Below are 19,023 nucleotides of genomic sequence, written 5' to 3' on the forward strand. Positions count from 1 at the left end.
TATGGAATTACAAAAGAAAACATTACCCGTAGAAGAAGCCAACGGCTGGTATTTAATGCAAACCGAAAAACGGTATTGGGAAGAAGATTTCCTCGATGAAGATACCGGAAATGTATCAACAGTAGAACGATATGAAACGCTTTGCGGAAAAGGAACTCAGATAAACGATATTATCAAATCACTACTTCTTGAGAATGGTATTAAGACCATCAAAGTTTCAAATATTCCTTTGCTTGGTCAGCAAGACAAGAACCTTAATTTGTGGGGAACAGATGTAAAGATTCTGACAGGAAAAGGCAATAAGAAAAGCTATATCGTTACGGCCGACAGTCCTGCTGCTGCCGAAGTATTTATATCTGAATATTTAGAGGTAAATCTCGAAGCAACATTCAAGCTTATTAAAATTAACGAGCAGGATTATCAAAAGGTTATTAAGATATACGATTCAGAGAAAGAGCAGCTGGAGCTGAATAAGAAACGCATCTGTTGGTACAAAGCTCAAATCTATTCTCTATTCGATGAGGGAGAGGACGAGGGAGAGGGAAGCAGTGCCGGATCGAGAAACGTTTTGGTGCAAGCTACATCATTCGACAAAGCAATGGCTGCTATCAAGGCTGTTATGACTCAAAACGAGTTTGATAGTATCTACAACACATTCAAGAAACTCGAAGAACTCAATATTGTAGATGTCTTTATGCCGGATGAAGATCTAGTCTATTATTCGGACGAGGACCTCACTAAAATAACCGTAGAAGATTAAACGATATGATTACACTTCGTAAAAATCAGGTAGAACCAATAAGCAAGGCAACGGCGTTTTTCAAGGAGAGACGCCCGGCTCCTTCGCTGATCGTATTACCCACTGCTTTGGGAAAGTCAATCCTTACGGCTTTCGTGGCAAATGAAATAGAAGATAAGCTTCTCGTGATTCAACCCAGTAAAGAGCTATTGGAGCAAAACTATAAGAAGTATGTTTCTCTCTGTGGTGACTTTGGAGCACAGACCGGTGTTTATTCCGCTTCTTTCGGTCGTAAGGATATTAACAAGATCACTTATGCAACGATCGGAAGTATAAAGAAAATCGGTAAGACGTTTAAACAGCTAGGATTTAAAAAGATGTTGATTGATGAAGCTCACCTTTACCCACGTGAAGCAGATTCGATGCTTGGTCAGTTCCTTGAAGATAGTGAGATTTCTCATGTGTTGGGAATCACTGCAACGCCTATTAAATTACAATCAAATACCGATATGAGTGGAGAACGCTTCTCTAAGCTGGTAATGCTAACAAGTAGGTCCAAGAAAGGTAATTTCTTCAAAGATATTGTTCATGTGAGCCAAGTACAGGAAATGATCGAACTAGGGTTCTGGAGTAAATTAGAATATAAAACATCCGGATTCGACAGCTCACAACTCGTTTACAATTCTTCGAAATCTGAGTTCACGGAAGATAGTATGCATCGAGCCTTTGCGGCCAATGACATACATAATCAGATCAAACAAGAGCTTGATGTAAATAGTGATCGAAAGCATATCCTGGCATTTGTTCCATCCATAGATGAAGCGATTCAGTTTGCACAGGAGTACCCAAATTCGGCAGCCATCTACTCAGGTATGCACGCATCAGAACGTGAGCGAGTGATCTCAGAATTCAGAAAAGGCAATATTCGCGTCATATTCAACGTGCGTGTTCTTTCGACAGGGTTTGACTACACTAAGATCGATTGTATTATTCTCGGTATCTCAACAGCTTCTATCGCGTTATACTATCAGATACTAGGTCGTGGTACTCGTATCGATGATGAAAAAGAGAACTGTTTGATATCAGACCTTGCCGGCAATGTAGATCGTTTCGGAAAAGTGGAAGATATAACATTCGAAAAAGAACGAATCTGGAAGATGTATGGTACCGATGGAAGACTTCTCTCCGGTATTCCTATACACGAGATCGGTGCAATAAAGAAAGGTGATGCTGAAAAAGAAGTACCGAAAAGTAATTCAAATATTGGCAAACCTCTTGAAACAATGCCATTCGGTAAGCACAAAGGTGAAAGCTTTAAGGATATTCCTAAAGAATACCGAGAATGGGTGCTTAAAACATTCGATTGGCATGCTGCAAATATGAATCTGAAACAGGCTATTGAGGGGAGTTTGTAATATTATAATTGCAAAAACATAAATGCTTTATTTTTTAATAAAGCATTTATGTAGATTAGAAAAATATTATCGACTAATTGATGTATTTTTTACAAACTCATAATTTTCAACATTTTGGTAAAATCATCTGCTTCCAAAGTTGGACTGCCAGCTGATCCATGTACAGCACCAACTCTTACCATAAGTACTCGGATTTTATCTCCTTCATTCATTTCTTTTATAGCAGGAGATACATTTATCGTTCCGGCAACATTATTAAACGGCGCAATAAGAAAATATCGAGTTCCTGCTATTGTTGTCCAGGTAGATGTCCCTGAAGGTAAATATTGTATAAGGACATTGACTCCCACAGAAGTATTAGTGTTAGCGGTTTGAGGATTATAAGAAATCATTCCACTAACTTCAAATAAACCTTTTTTACTTAGAGTAAAAGTTTGATTATCTGAATTTAAAACCAATATTTTGGGATTATATTTTATGTCTGCAGCTAACCATGGAACAACATAACCAGACCCGTTTATTTCTGTAATATTGGTGGATGAAAAAACTGTTCTAGTTTTGCTTTGTGCATAAAATAGATTGTTTGTCACTCCATTATATTTTCCAATTAACCCGTCTTCATTCACAACCAACGGAAAGAAATCTGTTGTGTAAAAATTAGCACTTCTAATTCTAAGGTCACCTTCAACATGTAATGTCGCTGAAGGATTTTCTGTATTGATCCCAACGGACTGAGCAAAAGTGGGCAGACAGATAATTAGTGATAAAATAACTATTATATATAACTCTTTCATTGTGTATGTATTTATAAAGACAATATTTTTAATCCTCTTGTATATGGAATCCCTCCAGGCATAGCAATACCTGTAGTTCTAGCACCCCATGCGGTTCCCATTGATGCAGATGGCCTAACCATCAGTACTCTTAATGCATCACCAACATTAAAGTCTGCAACGCAAGGAGTAAATACAATTGTTGATGTTGTTTGATCAAGTAGAGGATAATTCAAAAGAGTCCTTGTCATACCAACATCCACCCATGTTGAAGATCCTGATTTACGCTGTTGTATTTTTATGTTGATATAACAACTTGAACCAGCTGTATTAGCAGCTCCAGTTTTCATACATACAAAACCACTAATTTCACACAAATATTTATTTTTAAAAATAAATATATTATTGGTTGCATCAAATGTTGCAATATTATTATGTAGAATGTCTGTTGAAGAATTCCATTTTACAACAACTCCTCTAGCTGCATTATATTCGGTAACCTCTGTGGCCGAAAAAATTTGTTCTTGGGATGACTGCGCAAATATATAAGGAGGTGTAGCTAATGTACCGACATGTCCGTTATCAGCTCGGTCGATACCTAAGAGTAAACCAGGCGTAAGGTCTGTCTGTGATATTATGAGATCTCCGTTAATATCTAATGTTGATTTCGGAGTGTCGATATTGATACCTACCTGTGCCTGTAAGTTAGGTATTTCCCATATATTTATTATTAATATTGATATTATCACAATCTTTAAATATTTCATATTTCAATTATCTTAGTTTGATATAATGGATACATTAAAAAATAATAATCCTAAGGCTTCGAGTAAAAGATGCACCAACAGGCATTGCTACACGTGGGTTACCACCTGTAGAGCCGTGTACGCTCCCTATATTATTGGGACGGGCAAGTAACACCCTTATTCTATCTCCGGAAGACAGTTCTAGGGCAATGCCAGGAAGAACAAAAGAATAGGTAGTAGCACTAAGAGCCGGATAATTATGAAAGAAACGCCCGGATGTAATAGTCGTCCATGTTGATGTTCCAGCTTTTTTATATTGCATCATAATTTTTATCGCTGTCCCTGTTCCTGTCGTATTGGTTGCTTCTGATACATAATTTATCGAACCACTAATGTCATATCGTGCATCATCCAATACGACGAGTTCAGAATTTGTTTCGTCTATAGAGAGAATGTTATTAGTTACAACATCTCGTTGAAACCATTTGACTTGTACACCTGTACCATTATTTAAGGCTGTTTTTTCAGCAGCTGTAGAGAATAACTGCTCATCCTTACCTTGCAAGAAAGCTCCTCTTATAGGAATTTGATTCGTATAACCAACTAAGCCTGCACTATTTACAGCTAAGTAATTATCGATTCCTGACAAAGGAGGGGTATTTGTGACAATCATATTCCCATTCACATGGAGGGAAGCTGCTGGGGATTCTGTATTTATCCCGATTTGAGCATTAAGTATCCCAAAGGAGAATATCCCCATTATTAAAAGAAATTTCTGTTTCATTATTTGTTTGAATGTTGCGGTCATAGACCTTGTTGTTTATATTCTGAGTTATAATTGGTAGCAAAAAAAACAGTAAAGTGCACTCTCTGCACCTTACTGCATAATGAAACCGGCTGGCGGACTGGTATACTCTCAAAGCAGATTCAGAACGACAACAAAACAACAACAAGACTGCTAAGCACAGTTCGTTATGCCGGTTTACTAAAAAAATGTTATATATTATCCGAGGTATATATACGAAAAAAGTTATCACGTCATTTTGACGCAATACTATTTTTTTTATATTAAAAATATGCTTAGTTACGCATGGACAGCGTCTCTCTCTCTCTCTCTCTCTCTCTCTCTCTCTAATATTTCACACGACATGTCCAAACCTAAATTGTTAAAATTTAGATCAAAGACAAAATTGTTATATATGGAAATATTAAATGTCAACATACGTTCAATAAGTATTTAGTCATTCATTATGTTTATACTTATTACCTTAGAGATCCTATAGCTTTCAAGATTCAAATATATGTATTTTTTTCTTCTTAAAAATATATTTAACATTTAATAGAGAAAAGTATGATTTTATTTGCTTGTAGATCTGAGTCTATAAAATACATTTATTAGAGGATAAATAACATGGCTTAGTCTAAGGTTACTTTGGATTTTTTATATAAAACAGGCTCTATAGATGTAATAAGGAAGTTTTATATTTTAAATATAAAATGGCTACTCCTCAAACCTGTATCGAATGTAAAAAACAAACTGTATCTGTAATATCTACTCCTGAAGGTCCGGTATGTTATCAATGCTTTTCCGAAAAGAAAACACCATCACGGAAGGGAAAGAGTAAGCATGATAAACCAGAAGAACGAATGCAGATCGAATTCTTCAATCAAGTACCTATATTCTTTCCAAAGCTACCTAATAAGCTTCTTCTGGCTGTTCCAAATGGAGGATCCCGGAATATTATTGAAGCTAAGAATTTGAAAGCTCAAGGTGTAAAATCGGGTGTCTCGGATGTTTTGTTGCTTATTCCAAAGAAGGGATTTTCATGTCTTTGTATGGAGTTTAAGACAGCAGTGGGTAAACAATCAGACGAGCAGATAGAATTTCAAAAACAAGCAGAGAAAGCCGGTAATAAATACGTTGTTGTGCGATCCGTAAAAGAAGCTATTGATACATTGAAGTGGTATCTGGAATAAGTTCTTATCTTTGATAAAAATGTTTTCTTAAGATAAGACAAATATGACTCCAACAAAAGATATTGAGGATATAAATGATATAAAGAAGATGGTCAATCTTTTTTACGGTAAAGTGCGTAAAGATGATTTGATTGGTCCGATATTCAATGATAAAATACAAAACCATTGGCCAGAACATTTAACTAAGTTGTATTCATTTTGGCAGGGGATATTATTAGGAGAACGAACTTATACTGGGTTTCCTTTTCCTCCACACTCTCAACTACCTATCAGTAAGGAACATTTTGATCGATGGCTCAGTCTTTTTACTGAAACAGTAGATCATCTTTTCATAGGTGAAATTGCTAATGAAGCTAAAAATCGTGCTTATAAGATTTCCGATGTATTCCAAAAGAAGCTAGAGTATATTCGCAAAAATTCTCTATTATAGCATTCTTAAGCTGTTCTTTATCAAAAAACTGATTTTAGGGACCATAGAAATAAAGCCCCCAACCTCCCGGCAAAGGACTCTACAAGTTCTCATAATCTGAGACAGTTATTATGATTTGGTATCTAAACCTATGTCGTAAAGGAAGAAATTTTATTTAAACCTCGCAAGAAAGTATAGGGAAGTAGAATTAAAAAAGGATATCAATCTTCTCTTACTGATTTAGATTCACCAGATAGCTAGAACCTTTTCAAATCTCTTTCATCCCAGTTAATACATAGCTTCCCTTTAATTTATGAGTAGTCATATATATAACAATCTGAGAGCGACAGTCTAATATAAGGCTAAATCGTACCTGATTCTCATCCAAGGATTCAATGAATGAATATTCATTGTTGTTATAGATAAATGATATTTTATAATCCTTCATTTGAACTAATAAAAATAGACGGGAATACCCCGTCTATGTAATTTATACTTTACCCTTTACTTTTGCTTTTTGAGCATCCGTCATTGGTGGGTTTGCCGCTATTACTTTCGGTGTTTGTTTCTTTGGTTTTTTGGCTTCTCTGCCTCCTTTATCTTTCATTCTAATTATTATTAGTTCATCACAAGATAAGCATTTGAAAATAGAGCAAGCTATATCATTAGTTAAAAGAAGTAGATTTTATATTTAAATAAAAAAAGAGTTTCTAATTATTACTCTTGTATTAAGAATGAAAAAAAATTCAATATCAAACCAAAAGATTTAGTGAAAATACATCATTGTCAGATCAGGAAAAGAGGCTATTATATTGAAATGGTATTTTGAATAAAAAGCCTCTCAGAATGTCCTGAGAGGCTAGCATCATGGAAAAGTCACAAAAGGCAAAATCGTATTTCTTTTTTTTATTAGAATTGCTCCTACATTTTAATTTTATGTCTTATTTTATAGTTATAGATTCGCTCGTTACGTTGACTTTCAGGCATAGATGCAGGAAGCTCAATTGTTGTTTTGGAATCAATAACACACATAATCATCTCTTCTTTATTGGCTTTTATAGTATCCAATAATGAAGACGCTGATTGTTTCACTTTATTTTTTTCTTGCTGAGTAATAGCCCCATTTTTTGATTTATGAGTCATTGCTGATATTATTAGTGAATACTCTTTTTTCCTAATAATCACTTAAGATAACTATCCCTAATTAAAGAAGATAATAAAACACGTTCATCGCATTCTCCCCTTAAATAATTTATCGCATGGTTGCTTATTGATTGTCCTTGTATTGATCTCAGCTGGTATATTCCAGCCTTTATAAAATCAACTTCTTTATTTTTTAATATTTCTAATGCTTTTAAGTAGCCTTCTTTTACATTCTTATTAGCAAGTCTATTCATTGAACTATTCGATAAACAATTACTAATAATAGAGATAACCAAATCTATATCGGAATCAGAAGGTACTATAGTATAAAGAGCTGATTTTTTTTTATTGTCCATTGATGATTTTATAAAATGGATATTTCTCTAATTTTGAAAAGGTACGATTATATTATGGGATAATCTATTTATTTTGGTTAATTAGGCTATAATGCAACCTCCCGATCTTCACAGACCAGCGAAATAGAATATCTCAAGCTTTCTTCTTACATTTGGGGTTTAGTAATAACACAAAATTTATAGTATGAAAAAAACTTTCTTTTCGATCCTTTGTTTAGGCTTTTCTATTTTCTCTTATTCGCAAGATCAGATTGTAAATGGTTCCATACTTCAAAACCTCAATAATCAATGGTTATCCCCAGCAACAATACAAGTTGGTCGTTCAAATACTACAAGTTATAAAGATCGTGCTGTAATAGGAGTTTCGAATGGAAATTTACATATTGATTCTTATTCAGGAAAAGGCATCTACCTAAATTATTTTGAGGGAGATGATCTTAGGGGATACAAGGGGCTAATGATAGATCCAAATGGCAACGTAGGAATTGGCACTGAGACCCCTAAATCTAAATTTGTTCTTTATGATATAGGTTCAAATACGATGATGTCGATGGGAAGTCTTTGCTTGGGATTCAATCGTAATGTAGAGGATGGGCGAATACACAATGAAAGTATATCTGCTTGGCAGTTTACGGCCAGAAATGAAAGATTTGCCTTGGAGGGATATAATGGAGTCCCGTATCAACTGTTTTCAGTATTGAAAAATGGGAATATTGGTATCGGAACAGACGACCCACAAAACAAACTGGATGTTAACGGTACTATCCGTGCCACTGAAGTAAAAGTAGAGACCGGTTGGGCTGACTTCGTTTTCGATAAAGATTATAAACTACCAACACTTCAGGAAGTAGAAAACCATATCAACGAACACAAACATTTACCCGATATTCCATCTGAAGCTGAAGTAAAAGAAAACGGTGTAAGTTTAGGTGAAATGCAAGCTAAGTTATTACAGAAGATCGAGGAACTTACTTTGTATACAATTGAGTTGAATAAAACTGTAAAAGAGCAGGGAGATCTGATCCAGGAATTAAGGAGTAAGTTGGAGTAGGAAAAGAAAAGCCTCCTGAGAGGCTTGGGGTAATTTGCTATACCGTTGTTATTTTTATTAAAATATGTTTTCACATTTCAGATTTTTTTTACACTTTCGCATAATATGTTAAAACTGTAATTGCGGCATCTTTTACAGAACTTTACAAAAGATATTTTAAAGCTTATGGAGTAGGGACATGCCGGTTCCGAAACATAAGCTTTTTTGATAATATAATTCTATGGCAAAACCAATAAAAAACGACAATATAAAGGATAACTACAGACTTTACGACAATTTATTGAGATCCGAAAAAAAATTACTATCGCCAACAATATCAATAAACAAAGACAGGGACAAAGATTTAAATCACAAAGGGGCTCTGAAGAGAAAAGTGCCAATAATAACACAACCCATTGAAGATTGTTTTCTTGAAGTAATAATAAACGAGTCCAATAGAAAAAGGTTTAATTTCACAATTGAACATGAGATCTCAGCACCGCTTCGTGCAGCCCGTTTCGATTCAGATGGACAAGCGCATAAAAATAATATACCGAATATTCCTTTAGAATTACAACAGGTGACAACACCTCATTTTCATAAATTTAGAGATGATGGTTATTTTTTTGCATATAAAACGAACCCTCTAATTGAAAATGAATCTGATTTATCTATAAATAAAATGTTTCCTATATTTTGTGAAGAATTTCATATAACTTATCCCAAAGAGAATGATGTCCTACTAGATATATCTATGGAGGGTGAGTTAAATTTTGGTGAAACAGATTTCGATCCACACGAAAATATTAACTTTGAATTATGATTACAAATGATATTATAAATGAAATAATAAGATCATTTAGCTCTCTATGGAAAGTTAAATGTCACGGTAAGACCATTGAAGTTATAACTCCAATGTCAACCGTTAATAATTCATTTGTGTCTGTATTCATATCCAATAAAGATGGGGTCTATATAGTGTCTGATGGAGGTTGGATTGCAGATGAAGTTTATGAAACAATAGTCTATAATCCAAAAGAAAAAAGCTTCGAAGCGAATAACCGTTTATTCGAATTTTACTTAGAACAGTATGCTGTTAAACAAACTATAAAGCCTAAGATACTATATTATAAGGTAACAAAAGAATACAAACTTATACCTAATTTAGTGTATGATTTATCCAATTTTATTTCTATCGTTGTAAGTTCTTCATTTATATCATTTGAAGATAAAATAGAAAAAGAGAATAAAAAGAGATTTTCTTCGGAAGCATCTCAGTATATAAAGTCCATTATCCCAAAAAATAAAGTAAAGCTTAACGCCTCAGTAGAACCAGATAATAAAGAATTAAATAATATTAGATTTAATGCAATTATCCATTCTCAAACAAAGATGATTCCTGTAAGTTATGTAACAGGATCAAAAGATTTGTATTTTAAAAATGCGATTGGAGTCGCAAACACTCAGTTTCAAACAATTCAAAGTTATCCAGTAAGTGATTTTATTTTAAGGAGTGTTGCCATTATAGATGATACTGCAGATGGTTATAATAAATTTAAAAACTCTGCATTTCTTAATACTCTTTCTAAAAATAGTGATATTGTAGAATGGACGAATAAACCACAGATAAGTGAAATATTAAATATGCCTTAGAATCCAATAAGGAATATTTAATCATAAATGCTAAATACCAATTTCTTAAATTTACTATTCAAGTGAACCTTATTTTATTATTATTTATAGCTTTATAGAGTAACAAATCATCAAAATTATAACATAATAATTCACAAAACTATGACACGAGAAGTATCAGTTAGCTCACTATTTGCTAGTAGACTAGCAGATAGTGAAAATCCGGAAGATGAAATCATTGAAGTTGTTTATCCTGAAGAGATTACATCTTTACTTGAAGATATACATGATAATTATCCTGGTTTTGAGAGAATAGACAGCCTAACAATTGACTCCTCGGATATAGACAATGAAGGAAATGGATCTATTGAAGTAGGCTATGATGTCGTCTATTTTGATTTCGATTCAGGAGATATTGATACGGATAAAAGATCAATGAACATAGGCGTAGAATACGATCAAAGAGAAACTATAACTTTAACAGGTGAAGAAGACGGCTAATAGTGAAAGCCGTCTTTTACATTATTTCTCACTAACCTAAATCTATCACCCTCCAAACACCATCTTCTTAAAGAAAGCTAATATCTTACCTCTGTATTTTATTCCGAGATATAACAGCAATGCAACTAATACAAGCGACGTAAACCAGATGCAAGCTTCTTGATACCAATTGAGTTTGTTTACTTCTATTGTATCACCTTTGACAGGATAAGGTACTCGGATCGTATCACTAAGGTTTACGGTATCTTTTATGAACTTGTTTCTGTATTCATAGACAATACTATCTTTAAATATTGTATCTCCTTTTTGATAGATTCTGACAAGCTCTTTTTGAAAGATTGAATCTCGAATAAGCTTATCTCTATACTCGGTCTTTACACTTTCAACCGGCACATACAAAGTTTTACTCTTGCATCCCGAAAACAAGCCTATCAATCCAATAAAGAGAATGATCAGGCAAATGAATATGTAAATACGTTCTGACTTTTTCATCCTTTAAACTTTAAGTCATTAATCCTATTCAGCCATCCTTTTCGGAATTTCTTATTTGCAGGACGTGCCTGTATAATCCGATCTATATAAGCGATTCTTTCAGCTTTGATTGCTTCGAATAACTCTTTCGGATCATGGCTATTTACGGCTTCAATGGTTTTAGGTCCTACTATTCCATCGATAGCAACACCAAGTATCTTTTGAGGTAACTTGATGCCGTATGCACCCGAAGCCCAAACCCAATCGACAAGGATATTAGCGACTGACTGATTTTCTATTTCATCCGCTTTCCATTTATCCCAGTACATTGTTTTGAGAATATCTTTCCACTGTTCCTGAGTAAGATTCTTTAATCTTTCGATGGTTGGTTTTGGATAACCTTTCTTTCGGCAATATGCTTCATAAGTGCCAATTGTCACACCTTTGTTTGTAGCACCACCCAGATCGTCAGGATCATTAACAAAACCGCCTTCCCACTTTAGAATAAAGGGTATTATTTTATTTACATCAGCCATTGTTGTCCTCCTTTTCTTCTACGTCAATCAAATCTGTTTTCTTACCAAAGAACTTTAAGAAATTAACTTTAATATTCTTTCCTCTGGCTGTAAAGTAGTTTTTGAATATACTCTCTAACTCAATTCCATATATGACAATGAGTATGATAAAAGGCAGAAGATCTATTTCGAAAGAGATAAAAGCTTTATCCAATGTGTATGCAAGAATGATCCACATGATATAATCGCATATCTTTTGAAGTGTCCGGCGAATAGCTCTTGATTTTCGTACTTCTTCTTTCAGGTATTTGGCTTTTTCTACTCCAAACTTTAAATCTGCCATTGTCAAAACAAAAGCTGTTAACATTAACCACTTGGCCCAGATAAAGAACTCGAGCAAGCCGGTTAAAAACTGATCGGTTGTTACGTTTTCCATTTACTTTTTCTTTATAGATAAATATTTAAAATTCCGATACTTTTTACGGTCTTTGAGATATCCCAGATTGTTTTGATTTGAATATGCCTCCCTTTCAAACGATATATTGAGATAAGCTTCTTTTCGATCTTGGTATTGAAATAACCTTACTAGCCACTCAATACCATACCAGATATAAAAGAATACGAACAATAATTCTCGTATCTGAGCCGTATGGATCCGTTCGTGATTCTCCGTAATTCTTGATAAAGGCTTGAACTCTTTACGGGCAAAGATCAGCCCGAAAAGGTTAATTGCTACATATCCTTTGAGGGGAAGATATTTATTGTAGATTATTTTCATTGAGCTTTTACTTTAAAATATAAAGAGGGTGATTCTTTTTATTTTAAAGGTACGGACATAGAAAAGGCCTACCATGATAATGAGAGGCTGGGAATAAACAGAATGTAGATTGTTTGTTAAATATGTTTTTGTGAAATAAAAATCGTATTTATATGTCAATAAATGTAAAAATGTTTATTAAGTTTGTTCTGTAAAATAACACATAGCTATAAAATAATTACAAGACTATTTCTTGATGAATATACAGCAAACTAAATATTAACAAAAAACACTACATTATTTAAATGAAAAAATCATTATTTCTCCTAATCACTATCTTATCATCAGTTATTATTTTTAGCAGTTGTGGTGCTTCAAGTGAAGCAACTTCTAATATGTCTCAAATCCAGACAAATGTTACCCTAAGTCGTAAAAATTATAAAATTGTGGGATATGTTAAAGGAGAAAGTAAACAAACCCATGTATTAGGCATAGGAGGTCTTTCAAGAAAATCATTATCCGAATCAGCAGTTAGCGAGATGCTATCCAGTATAAATAATGAGACAGGTGCAGTTGCCGTTATTAATGTGAATGTCCAATATAAAAGACAGTTTTACTTCTTTTGGTCAAAAACTAAAGCCATCGCTAATGGTACTGTTATTGAATTTACTGAGTAATAAATAAGTAATTACAAATGATGAAACAGCTGTTAGCCGTCATTCTATTATCAATCTTCTCGTTTTCTTCATTGACTTCTCAGAATCTACCCATGGCGATTCAACTGAAAGAAGATATTGAAGTCAGAGAACAACCAAATATCGAATCTCCGGTAATAGGATTAATCCGAAATAGTAATTATATAGAAGTTCTGGAAAGAGTTAATGACTTCTATAAGATTAAACACATAGGTAAAATATCATATACTAATTATCCCTTTTTCAAAGAGAATATTCAAGATAAAAGTGTTTCCTTAGATAATGATATAACTACCAGTAAAAAACCAACGAGTAAATCATCTAGTACTACAACTTCTAAAACTATAATTTCAAAATCGTCTCACCAAACTAATTCATATAATACACCGAGGCGTAATTCGATTATTAGAAGTAGATCTAGCTATAGTGGTCTTTGTGGAGCACCTACCAAAAAAGGAGGTTCATGTCAAAGGCGTGTTTCCGGTGGTGGTAGATGTTGGCAGCATTAATAATAAAACTATAAAATTACAATCATGAAACAACTACTAACAATTCTACTATTTCTTCCTTTATTTATCGCTTGCAGTAGCGATGATGATCCGGTCGATAACTCCAAAACCTCCAGCTTTACAAAAGAAGACATCGTCGGTAATTGGAAAGCTGAAAGAGCGAGTGGGGCAGCGGTGGAAGATTTTAATTTAAATAATGGTACATATCTGATCGATTTTAATAATGATAACACTTGTGTTCTTGTTAAATCGCAGGTTACCTATAGTGGTACATATACCGTCAATGATAATAAAATCACAGTCAAATCAGGTGATGAAACATATATACTTCTAATAGCCAAAAAGCCTGATGCCAACACAATTCATATTGTTTCGGACTCTCGGATAGATTTTGTAGGGTTTAAGTATTTATTCATTAGGCAGTAATTATGTTCTGTGATTGACCAAATAGTAATTCTTATCATGATAATATAGTTCTAAAACATCACCTTTTTCCATTCCAACAGATCCATTTGGAAATGTTGAAGAACTCGAATCGTGGGTATATATATTTCCGTTATTATCTCGAATATATGTATCAGCAGATGGATTGATCATAAATTTGGCATTACTGTCATACCGAACCATAATTCGTATAAAGAAGTCATAATTTTGTAAAGATGCATAACCGGGAAGGAGTACACTCCTATAACTACCATCATCTATCTCTCCATACAATACAAAATTATGATTTCTTTGGAAGTTATTGGTTATCCAAGTTTCTGCATTCGCCCAATCATACACTAATGGTTTAAAGAATGAAGCTGAATTACCGTACATGGCTTCACCGTCAACGGTCATACCTCCGATAATACTGCCATCACCGGTTTTTATCTTACCGGAAAATTCACCGTCAGTAGCATATATTGTACCTTTTATAATAGCCTGATTCGCTATAATCCCACCGCCATGAGTAATAACAATCTGAGCAACATCATCCGTTGCATTTGGATCTGCAACCAGATTGATCGCCTGGTCGAGTGTACCGCCTGCCCAGAAAGCCACATCATCGGGGCTTTGATTGATACCGTTTATACCTGAATTTTCCTGCCACTCATCATCAACCATAAATCCCATACGAATAAGAGTTGTTAAGATAACACCACCCTCAATGGTTGTGCTATTCTCCAATGCCGTTTTAAGATAATTAAGCCCCTTTATTGTTCTTAGAGTACTGCTGTTTTTCCTTTCGATGGTTTGTTCCTGATTATCTATCTTATTGATCTCCGTATTTAATGAAGTTCGGGTAACACTATTTGATAGTTCGATCTTTGGCATTCTCGGTTTATTGACGAATGTGGTAACAGCAGTTATGCGGATATCCGCACCTTCCGGCAAATATTGTTCATCGGATAAGCGGATAAAATAACCGACTTTTAACCGGTCACCGATAATGCCCCAATTCTCCTTGGCATACTTCTGATCTATCGGAGCTGAGTATGTATATTGAGGATGTTCGTTTTCATAGAGGAAAGGAATTACTTCGTTCAGTGCCTTTTCCTGAGCTTCATCGATATATTCCTGAGGTAGTTTAATATGAAATACTGCATACTTATCACCGACTGCAGGAATGATTGTCCCTTGAGGATATACCAAGCCATTATCAGTAATAGGTTTTATTCTGAAACGTTTTCTTGTATGGTCATATGCAAACTCATATTCTTTTTCCGATCCTGCCAGTTCTCCCGTTTGGAATATAATAGTTGCAGTTTCTCCGGCAATGGCGACTTTGTTGTAATCAATGACATTATCGATGTCAATAAAGGCATATAAACCTTTGCTGTCGTCTATTGCTTCAACACTTGTTATCGTACCTTCGTGTGATGGATATATCTCAGTAACATCAACCGTGGCTTCCGGTGGAACGGTCGTATCTCTAAGAGGAATTTTTCGTTCTACATAAGATCCTGTCGCATCAGTTACATATTCAATACCTTCATAAACGATAGTTTTATTCTTTTCCAGACGTAAAGTGTCAGCTCCATAAGTTGGAGCATCTATATTACGGTCGGATGATTCGATCCACACTCTCGATACTGGTGTTTTGTATATCTTTCTCTCAAGTCCGTATAACAATCCGTTTCCTTTTCCGTATGCCAATGGGATAGGAGGGAGGTTCTTATTCTCGACTTTCTTCAGATGGATGGTTTTTCCGACAACATCAAATTCAGTTTTATATTGATCAGCTAACTGCCCTAAGAATTCATAACAAAACAGATCGTTTATATCCATCAGCAGGTCTTCACCCTCTATACATTCCCCTTTGGTCCATCCTCCGGATTTGTCATTGTAATTCATACAATCGACAAGCATATCCAAGAAATCGGAAGGTGTGCCACGAAGCGAGAACTTCGTTTTTGCAGGAGCATTGAGTTTTATACTTCCATCAGGTTCTTTATCGAGTGTCACGAATTTGAACTTTGTTTTCTTCATGTATGCTATCGGTGCATCCAGTTTCAGAGTGTATTCAAAGTTTCGGCTGCCATGCTGTGTGAAGTTGGATTCATCCGTCAGATAATACATTATATTCTGAAATACACAGTACATATCTATCGGCATTTCAATATAGGATGTAAGGCTGAAATACAAAGTCAGATCATCCCTGCTCATAATCTGCTTATAAGCATAGGATTCATCTGTGACTTCTACATCGATCAGCGGGGTTGTATCGGGGTTATATAGTTGCATAATATTATATCCTTCCTATCGCTGTTAAAAAAGTATTTATTTCACTATTCAGAGAGGTAATTTCGGCTTCTGTCAGATATGCACCTAAAAGAGCGATAGACATAATACTACCGGGTGTCACAACTGCTGCGGAATTGTAGCTCATCAACTGCATTTCCGATGCAGTTGATGCTGTTGGCTTCGTTACGCTCGCTTTTGTATTATTGTAGTAAGCATCAGCCGATGTGATTTGGGTGGAGACAGAAAACATACCGACACCGCTGTTTGTCGGAAAATCTACATTTGTAGAAGAATTTCCAACCTGAGCCGTCATCAATCCCGATGATCTTGTTATAATAGACATAATGCCTTTAGAGGTATCCGAGACATTACAAGCGACTTTGCTATTACCCAGCTTTACAGACATATAAACCCCTACATAATTATTATTCCATGTATCGGTTAATCCTGTACCTGCCCACATACCATTAACAGCTATCCATCCTTTGGTATTTTCACTTGATGCAGAATAGCCTGAATAGGTAAGGTTTTTAGAAGTATTTCTCAAATTGGCTCCGCGCCCCGTTTGTCCTGTTCCTAAAAAAGGATAGACGGCAGATAGCTTTGCCCATAAGTTTTTTGATTTCAATCCTACTATAAAGGCGTTTACAGCCGATTTTTCGGCTGCGGATAATCCTGTTGCTAAAGTTAAATACGCCCGGGCGTCCGCATCCAGGTTTTCGTTTGGATTATCGACTGTCCCGAAACCGATATCCCCCGTGTACAGTCCTTTTATTCTGATAACTTGTCCCATAATTATAATTGTATTATTTGATTTGGCATGTATAAATTGAGTTTATATGCGGCATAAGCATCCGGTTGTTCTTTTTCGCGGATAAAACCGCCCACTGTATAACTGTTTAGTGCTGAAAATCCGTAGTACAGCTTCTCGGGTTCGGCTGAACATGTGATTGTTACCGATTTTTCATCAGAGTTTAAAACTGTGGCTGCTGTAAGGATACTGCCTGCTGCATTTATAGGAAAGAATCCGGCATTTGATGTTATTTCCGATAGATCGAGCCCGTTACCTGATAATGTTTGAGAGTCGAGGGTTATCTTTCTGTCAAAAACGAGGGTGACAACGTTTCCGGCTTTTGAAACAGTTACAGGTTTAAACGGTGTATATTTATTTTTCAATACCCGGTAGTTGATTCTTCCTAACGAATTACCCATCATTCGGGTAGATATATTTGTCAGGTGTACTTTATCGGCCGCTAATTGAAGGTTATAGATCGGAGCTCCCATATAAAACAACGGATTATCGAGCGAAAGTTCCCATTGAGCCAAAGCCGGGTATTGAGTCTTTGCTGTATAAGATGATCCTTTGTTTACGTTTGTCTGGTAACTGATGAACGGTATATCGTCCGCCTGTCCTGTTATCGTTTTTATTCTTTCATTATAGAGCGTAATCAGGCTCGACAATGCGGTCTTGTAATCAGCAATAGATGTTCCATAGTTTTGTTCGCCTTGTACCCATACTATATATCCGGTTTTATATGTAAGTCCTGAACTATCGCACAAAGCCTTTACCTTTTGCACATCTTTTAGGCATCGTTCCAGAATTCGGCCTCCATTGGTATATGCTCCCGGTATTTCTGTTCCTCCGATGCCCGGAGCTGTAAAGAGTATCTTGAAAGGTATGTCAGGCCGCCCGTCTTCCCGATATGCCTGATAGATGCCCTCGGCTATTCCCGAACACGGAGTTTCGTATTCGCTGGGAGAAGCATTTTCCCATTTTGCGGATGCATTGCCATAACCGCCCGATTCTATAAGCGGAATAAGAGAGGTATAGAAATCGTTGTCATATTGAGCGGTATTGTTATTGTACTGGGTTTTAGTAATACCATAGATATAACCGAAATCCTGAGTACGGATATGCTTAAACATAAAGGCTTGCTGTGTACTGACAGCCGAACATACGGGAGATGCGATATAGCCCATTGACAGTGATTGTCCCAATACGATAATATGAACTACATCTGTATTTGACTGTGGTTCTATTTTATCAAGCAGTTCGAAGTATTTTTTTGTAAAAAAGTCCTGACTGATACCTTTATTTTCATTGTTACCGAGTGAGTTTTCAACGTCTATCGAAAAATCAAAGTTTGCTCTGAATTTATTGGCAGCATCGATGTAGAATATAATATTCCCGGCTTCGTCAGCAAAATCCAGTTTATGCCCGTTATTGCTTGTTTGTGCTTCGAGGTAATCGGTGTGTGCTCTAAATTTTTTGTCTTTATCCCAATATCCGAGTATCGCTCCGTCGTCTCCGGCAATGTCTAAGATGTGATCGTTATTGCTTTGAAAGGAACGCATAACGGTTTCGCCCGATTCGGTTTCTTCATCGGCTTTCAAGTCTAATTGAGCCAATGTTACTTCGCCCGGCTCTCCCTGTGCGTGTACTCCGAGGTCAATATCTCCAACATACCAATTACCATTTGCGCCGATATGAGGAGAATTCCCTCTTAACATTCCGATCGGCACTTTTACCGAATTGTTACTACCATCTGTACCGAAGGCATAGAATCCGTCGAGGGTTGACGCTTCGGGAAAGTCGGTGACTTTTTTTATTTTATACTTTTCAGCCAT

At 35.5% G+C, this 19,023-nt stretch carries 23 protein-coding genes; 11 read left to right on the forward strand and 12 right to left on the reverse strand.

Features of this window, described 5'->3' with window-relative positions; all coding sequences use genetic code 11:
- The first annotated feature begins 1 nt into the window (after nt 1).
- Both AABJ51_RS00500 and AABJ51_RS00505 read left to right on the forward strand, forming a co-directional pair.
- The gene (locus AABJ51_RS00500; RefSeq protein ID WP_338373938.1) at nt 2-760 is read left to right on the forward strand and encodes a DUF4494 family protein; all 759 of its coding nucleotides are present in this window, start codon (nt 2-4) and stop codon (nt 758-760) included.
- 5 nt (nt 761-765) lie between these two features.
- Entirely contained in the window at nt 766-2,154 is a 1,389-nt protein-coding gene (locus tag AABJ51_RS00505; protein ID WP_338373939.1) for a DEAD/DEAH box helicase, read from the forward strand.
- An 89-nt stretch (nt 2,155-2,243) separates the two neighbouring features.
- Here the strand turns inward: AABJ51_RS00505 and AABJ51_RS00510 are convergent, their stop codons facing one another.
- Genes AABJ51_RS00510 through AABJ51_RS00520 form a run of 3 tightly spaced genes read right to left on the reverse strand, consistent with a single transcriptional unit; the run spans nt 2,244 to nt 4,457 of the window.
- Complete coding sequence (locus tag AABJ51_RS00510; protein ID WP_338373940.1) at nt 2,244-2,948, reverse strand: hypothetical protein; 705 nt, start codon at nt 2,946-2,948, stop codon at nt 2,244-2,246.
- Nucleotides 2,949-2,959: 11 nt separating this feature from the next.
- Nucleotides 2,960-3,694 carry a hypothetical protein gene (locus AABJ51_RS00515; RefSeq protein ID WP_338373941.1) on the reverse strand — a complete coding sequence of 245 codons (735 nt, stop codon included), beginning with the start codon at nt 3,692-3,694 and terminating at the stop codon, nt 2,960-2,962.
- 34 nt (nt 3,695-3,728) lie between these two features.
- Nucleotides 3,729-4,457, reverse strand: a complete 729-nt coding sequence (locus AABJ51_RS00520; RefSeq protein WP_338373942.1) for a hypothetical protein — start codon at nt 4,455-4,457, stop codon at nt 3,729-3,731.
- A 713-nt stretch (nt 4,458-5,170) separates the two neighbouring features.
- Here AABJ51_RS00520 and AABJ51_RS00525 point away from each other — a divergent pair.
- Together AABJ51_RS00525 and AABJ51_RS00530 are read left to right on the forward strand one after the other, a co-directional pair.
- Entirely contained in the window at nt 5,171-5,650 is a 480-nt protein-coding gene (locus AABJ51_RS00525) for a VRR-NUC domain-containing protein (RefSeq protein ID WP_338373943.1), read from the forward strand.
- A gap of 43 nt (nt 5,651-5,693) precedes the next feature.
- Complete coding sequence (locus AABJ51_RS00530) at nt 5,694-6,080, forward strand: group III truncated hemoglobin (protein ID WP_287612464.1); 387 nt, start codon at nt 5,694-5,696, stop codon at nt 6,078-6,080.
- A 900-nt stretch (nt 6,081-6,980) separates the two neighbouring features.
- On the opposite strand, the gene AABJ51_RS00535 is transcribed toward AABJ51_RS00530, so the two are convergent.
- Both AABJ51_RS00535 and AABJ51_RS00540 read right to left on the reverse strand, forming a co-directional pair.
- Nucleotides 6,981-7,202: a hypothetical protein gene (locus tag AABJ51_RS00535; protein WP_338373944.1), complete on the reverse strand. Its 222-nt coding sequence runs from the start codon at nt 7,200-7,202 to the stop codon at nt 6,981-6,983.
- A 38-nt stretch (nt 7,203-7,240) separates the two neighbouring features.
- Nucleotides 7,241-7,558, reverse strand: a complete 318-nt coding sequence (locus AABJ51_RS00540; RefSeq protein WP_338373945.1) for a hypothetical protein — start codon at nt 7,556-7,558, stop codon at nt 7,241-7,243.
- 184 nt (nt 7,559-7,742) lie between these two features.
- On the opposite strand from AABJ51_RS00540, the gene AABJ51_RS00545 reads away from it, so the two are divergent.
- From AABJ51_RS00545 to AABJ51_RS00560, 4 genes are all read left to right on the forward strand, one after another.
- Nucleotides 7,743-8,609, forward strand: coding sequence for a hypothetical protein (locus AABJ51_RS00545; RefSeq protein ID WP_338373946.1), 867 nt, complete (start codon nt 7,743-7,745; stop codon nt 8,607-8,609).
- Nucleotides 8,610-8,829: 220 nt separating this feature from the next.
- On the forward strand, nt 8,830-9,411 hold the full coding sequence (locus AABJ51_RS00550) for a hypothetical protein (protein ID WP_338373948.1): 582 nt from the start codon (nt 8,830-8,832) through the stop codon (nt 9,409-9,411).
- Nucleotides 9,408-10,241 (forward strand): hypothetical protein, encoded by an 834-nt coding sequence (locus AABJ51_RS00555; RefSeq protein WP_338373949.1) that lies wholly within the window; start codon nt 9,408-9,410, stop codon nt 10,239-10,241. Before AABJ51_RS00550 ends, AABJ51_RS00555 begins: the two co-directional genes overlap by 4 nt.
- A 141-nt stretch (nt 10,242-10,382) precedes the next feature.
- Entirely contained in the window at nt 10,383-10,721 is a 339-nt protein-coding gene (locus tag AABJ51_RS00560; protein WP_338373950.1) for a hypothetical protein, read from the forward strand.
- A 45-nt stretch (nt 10,722-10,766) separates the two neighbouring features.
- Here AABJ51_RS00560 and AABJ51_RS00565 read toward each other — a convergent pair whose 3' ends face one another.
- The 4 genes from AABJ51_RS00565 to AABJ51_RS00580 are packed head-to-tail and all read right to left on the reverse strand — an operon-like array spanning nt 10,767 to nt 12,485.
- On the reverse strand, nt 10,767-11,213 hold the full coding sequence (locus AABJ51_RS00565; protein ID WP_338373951.1) for a hypothetical protein: 447 nt from the start codon (nt 11,211-11,213) through the stop codon (nt 10,767-10,769).
- On the reverse strand, nt 11,210-11,728 hold the full coding sequence (locus AABJ51_RS00570; RefSeq protein ID WP_338373952.1) for a glycoside hydrolase family 108 protein: 519 nt from the start codon (nt 11,726-11,728) through the stop codon (nt 11,210-11,212). Before AABJ51_RS00570 ends, AABJ51_RS00565 begins: the two co-directional genes overlap by 4 nt.
- Nucleotides 11,721-12,143: a phage holin family protein gene (locus tag AABJ51_RS00575; protein ID WP_026627319.1), complete on the reverse strand. Its 423-nt coding sequence runs from the start codon at nt 12,141-12,143 to the stop codon at nt 11,721-11,723. The genes AABJ51_RS00570 and AABJ51_RS00575 overlap by 8 nt, the downstream gene beginning before the upstream one ends.
- Entirely contained in the window at nt 12,144-12,485 is a 342-nt protein-coding gene (locus tag AABJ51_RS00580; RefSeq protein ID WP_338373953.1) for a hypothetical protein, read from the reverse strand.
- A 284-nt stretch (nt 12,486-12,769) separates the two neighbouring features.
- Here AABJ51_RS00580 and AABJ51_RS00585 point away from each other — a divergent pair, with 284 nt between their 5' ends.
- Genes AABJ51_RS00585 through AABJ51_RS00595 form a run of 3 tightly spaced genes read left to right on the forward strand, consistent with a single transcriptional unit; the run spans nt 12,770 to nt 14,094 of the window.
- A complete protein-coding gene (locus tag AABJ51_RS00585) occupies nt 12,770-13,141 on the forward strand; it encodes a DUF6567 family protein (RefSeq protein WP_134437640.1) in 372 nt (123 codons plus the stop codon).
- A 17-nt stretch (nt 13,142-13,158) separates the two neighbouring features.
- On the forward strand, nt 13,159-13,668 hold the full coding sequence (locus AABJ51_RS00590) for an SH3 domain-containing protein (protein ID WP_338373954.1): 510 nt from the start codon (nt 13,159-13,161) through the stop codon (nt 13,666-13,668).
- Nucleotides 13,669-13,692: 24 nt separating this feature from the next.
- On the forward strand, nt 13,693-14,094 hold the full coding sequence (locus tag AABJ51_RS00595) for a hypothetical protein (protein ID WP_338373955.1): 402 nt from the start codon (nt 13,693-13,695) through the stop codon (nt 14,092-14,094).
- Here AABJ51_RS00595 and AABJ51_RS00600 read toward each other — a convergent pair whose 3' ends face one another.
- Genes AABJ51_RS00600 through AABJ51_RS00610 form a run of 3 tightly spaced genes read right to left on the reverse strand, consistent with a single transcriptional unit; the run spans nt 14,095 to nt 19,023 of the window.
- Complete coding sequence (locus tag AABJ51_RS00600; RefSeq protein WP_338373956.1) at nt 14,095-16,395, reverse strand: hypothetical protein; 2,301 nt, start codon at nt 16,393-16,395, stop codon at nt 14,095-14,097.
- Nucleotides 16,396-16,399: 4 nt separating this feature from the next.
- Nucleotides 16,400-17,188 carry a hypothetical protein gene (locus tag AABJ51_RS00605; RefSeq protein ID WP_338373957.1) on the reverse strand — a complete coding sequence of 263 codons (789 nt, stop codon included), beginning with the start codon at nt 17,186-17,188 and terminating at the stop codon, nt 16,400-16,402.
- Nucleotides 17,189-17,190: 2 nt separating this feature from the next.
- Nucleotides 17,191-19,023: a sialate O-acetylesterase gene (locus tag AABJ51_RS00610; protein ID WP_338373958.1), complete on the reverse strand. Its 1,833-nt coding sequence runs from the start codon at nt 19,021-19,023 to the stop codon at nt 17,191-17,193.

Source organism: Indolivaga capnocytophagoides, from assembly GCF_036511535.1.
Taxonomy (GTDB): domain Bacteria; phylum Bacteroidota; class Bacteroidia; order Bacteroidales; family Dysgonomonadaceae; genus Dysgonomonas_A; species Dysgonomonas_A capnocytophagoides.

What these genes read in the sequence shown, in the direction of transcription:
- AABJ51_RS00605 (WP_338373957.1), bottom strand. Translation starts at nt 17,188, where the DNA reads ATGGGACAAGTTATCAGAATAAAAGGACTGTACACGGGGGATATCGGT.
- AABJ51_RS00505 (WP_338373939.1), top strand. Translation starts at nt 766, where the DNA reads ATGATTACACTTCGTAAAAATCAGGTAGAACCAATAAGCAAGGCAACG.
- AABJ51_RS00540 (WP_338373945.1), bottom strand. Translation starts at nt 7,558, where the DNA reads ATGGACAATAAAAAAAAATCAGCTCTTTATACTATAGTACCTTCTGAT.
- AABJ51_RS00510 (WP_338373940.1), bottom strand. Translation starts at nt 2,948, where the DNA reads ATGAAAGAGTTATATATAATAGTTATTTTATCACTAATTATCTGTCTG.
- AABJ51_RS00580 (WP_338373953.1), bottom strand. Translation starts at nt 12,485, where the DNA reads ATGAAAATAATCTACAATAAATATCTTCCCCTCAAAGGATATGTAGCA.
- AABJ51_RS00525 (WP_338373943.1), top strand. Translation starts at nt 5,171, where the DNA reads ATGGCTACTCCTCAAACCTGTATCGAATGTAAAAAACAAACTGTATCT.
- AABJ51_RS00565 (WP_338373951.1), bottom strand. Translation starts at nt 11,213, where the DNA reads ATGAAAAAGTCAGAACGTATTTACATATTCATTTGCCTGATCATTCTC.
- AABJ51_RS00600 (WP_338373956.1), bottom strand. Translation starts at nt 16,395, where the DNA reads ATGCAACTATATAACCCCGATACAACCCCGCTGATCGATGTAGAAGTC.
- AABJ51_RS00520 (WP_338373942.1), bottom strand. Translation starts at nt 4,457, where the DNA reads ATGAAACAGAAATTTCTTTTAATAATGGGGATATTCTCCTTTGGGATA.
- AABJ51_RS00560 (WP_338373950.1), top strand. Translation starts at nt 10,383, where the DNA reads ATGACACGAGAAGTATCAGTTAGCTCACTATTTGCTAGTAGACTAGCA.
- AABJ51_RS00545 (WP_338373946.1), top strand. Translation starts at nt 7,743, where the DNA reads ATGAAAAAAACTTTCTTTTCGATCCTTTGTTTAGGCTTTTCTATTTTC.
- AABJ51_RS00595 (WP_338373955.1), top strand. Translation starts at nt 13,693, where the DNA reads ATGAAACAACTACTAACAATTCTACTATTTCTTCCTTTATTTATCGCT.
- AABJ51_RS00575 (WP_026627319.1), bottom strand. Translation starts at nt 12,143, where the DNA reads ATGGAAAACGTAACAACCGATCAGTTTTTAACCGGCTTGCTCGAGTTC.
- AABJ51_RS00535 (WP_338373944.1), bottom strand. Translation starts at nt 7,202, where the DNA reads ATGACTCATAAATCAAAAAATGGGGCTATTACTCAGCAAGAAAAAAAT.
- AABJ51_RS00555 (WP_338373949.1), top strand. Translation starts at nt 9,408, where the DNA reads ATGATTACAAATGATATTATAAATGAAATAATAAGATCATTTAGCTCT.
- AABJ51_RS00585 (WP_134437640.1), top strand. Translation starts at nt 12,770, where the DNA reads ATGAAAAAATCATTATTTCTCCTAATCACTATCTTATCATCAGTTATT.
- AABJ51_RS00530 (WP_287612464.1), top strand. Translation starts at nt 5,694, where the DNA reads ATGACTCCAACAAAAGATATTGAGGATATAAATGATATAAAGAAGATG.
- AABJ51_RS00500 (WP_338373938.1), top strand. Translation starts at nt 2, where the DNA reads ATGGAATTACAAAAGAAAACATTACCCGTAGAAGAAGCCAACGGCTGG.
- AABJ51_RS00610 (WP_338373958.1), bottom strand. Translation starts at nt 19,023, where the DNA reads ATGGCTGAAAAGTATAAAATAAAAAAAGTCACCGACTTTCCCGAAGCG.
- AABJ51_RS00570 (WP_338373952.1), bottom strand. Translation starts at nt 11,728, where the DNA reads ATGGCTGATGTAAATAAAATAATACCCTTTATTCTAAAGTGGGAAGGC.
- AABJ51_RS00550 (WP_338373948.1), top strand. Translation starts at nt 8,830, where the DNA reads ATGGCAAAACCAATAAAAAACGACAATATAAAGGATAACTACAGACTT.
- AABJ51_RS00515 (WP_338373941.1), bottom strand. Translation starts at nt 3,694, where the DNA reads ATGAAATATTTAAAGATTGTGATAATATCAATATTAATAATAAATATA.
- AABJ51_RS00590 (WP_338373954.1), top strand. Translation starts at nt 13,159, where the DNA reads ATGATGAAACAGCTGTTAGCCGTCATTCTATTATCAATCTTCTCGTTT.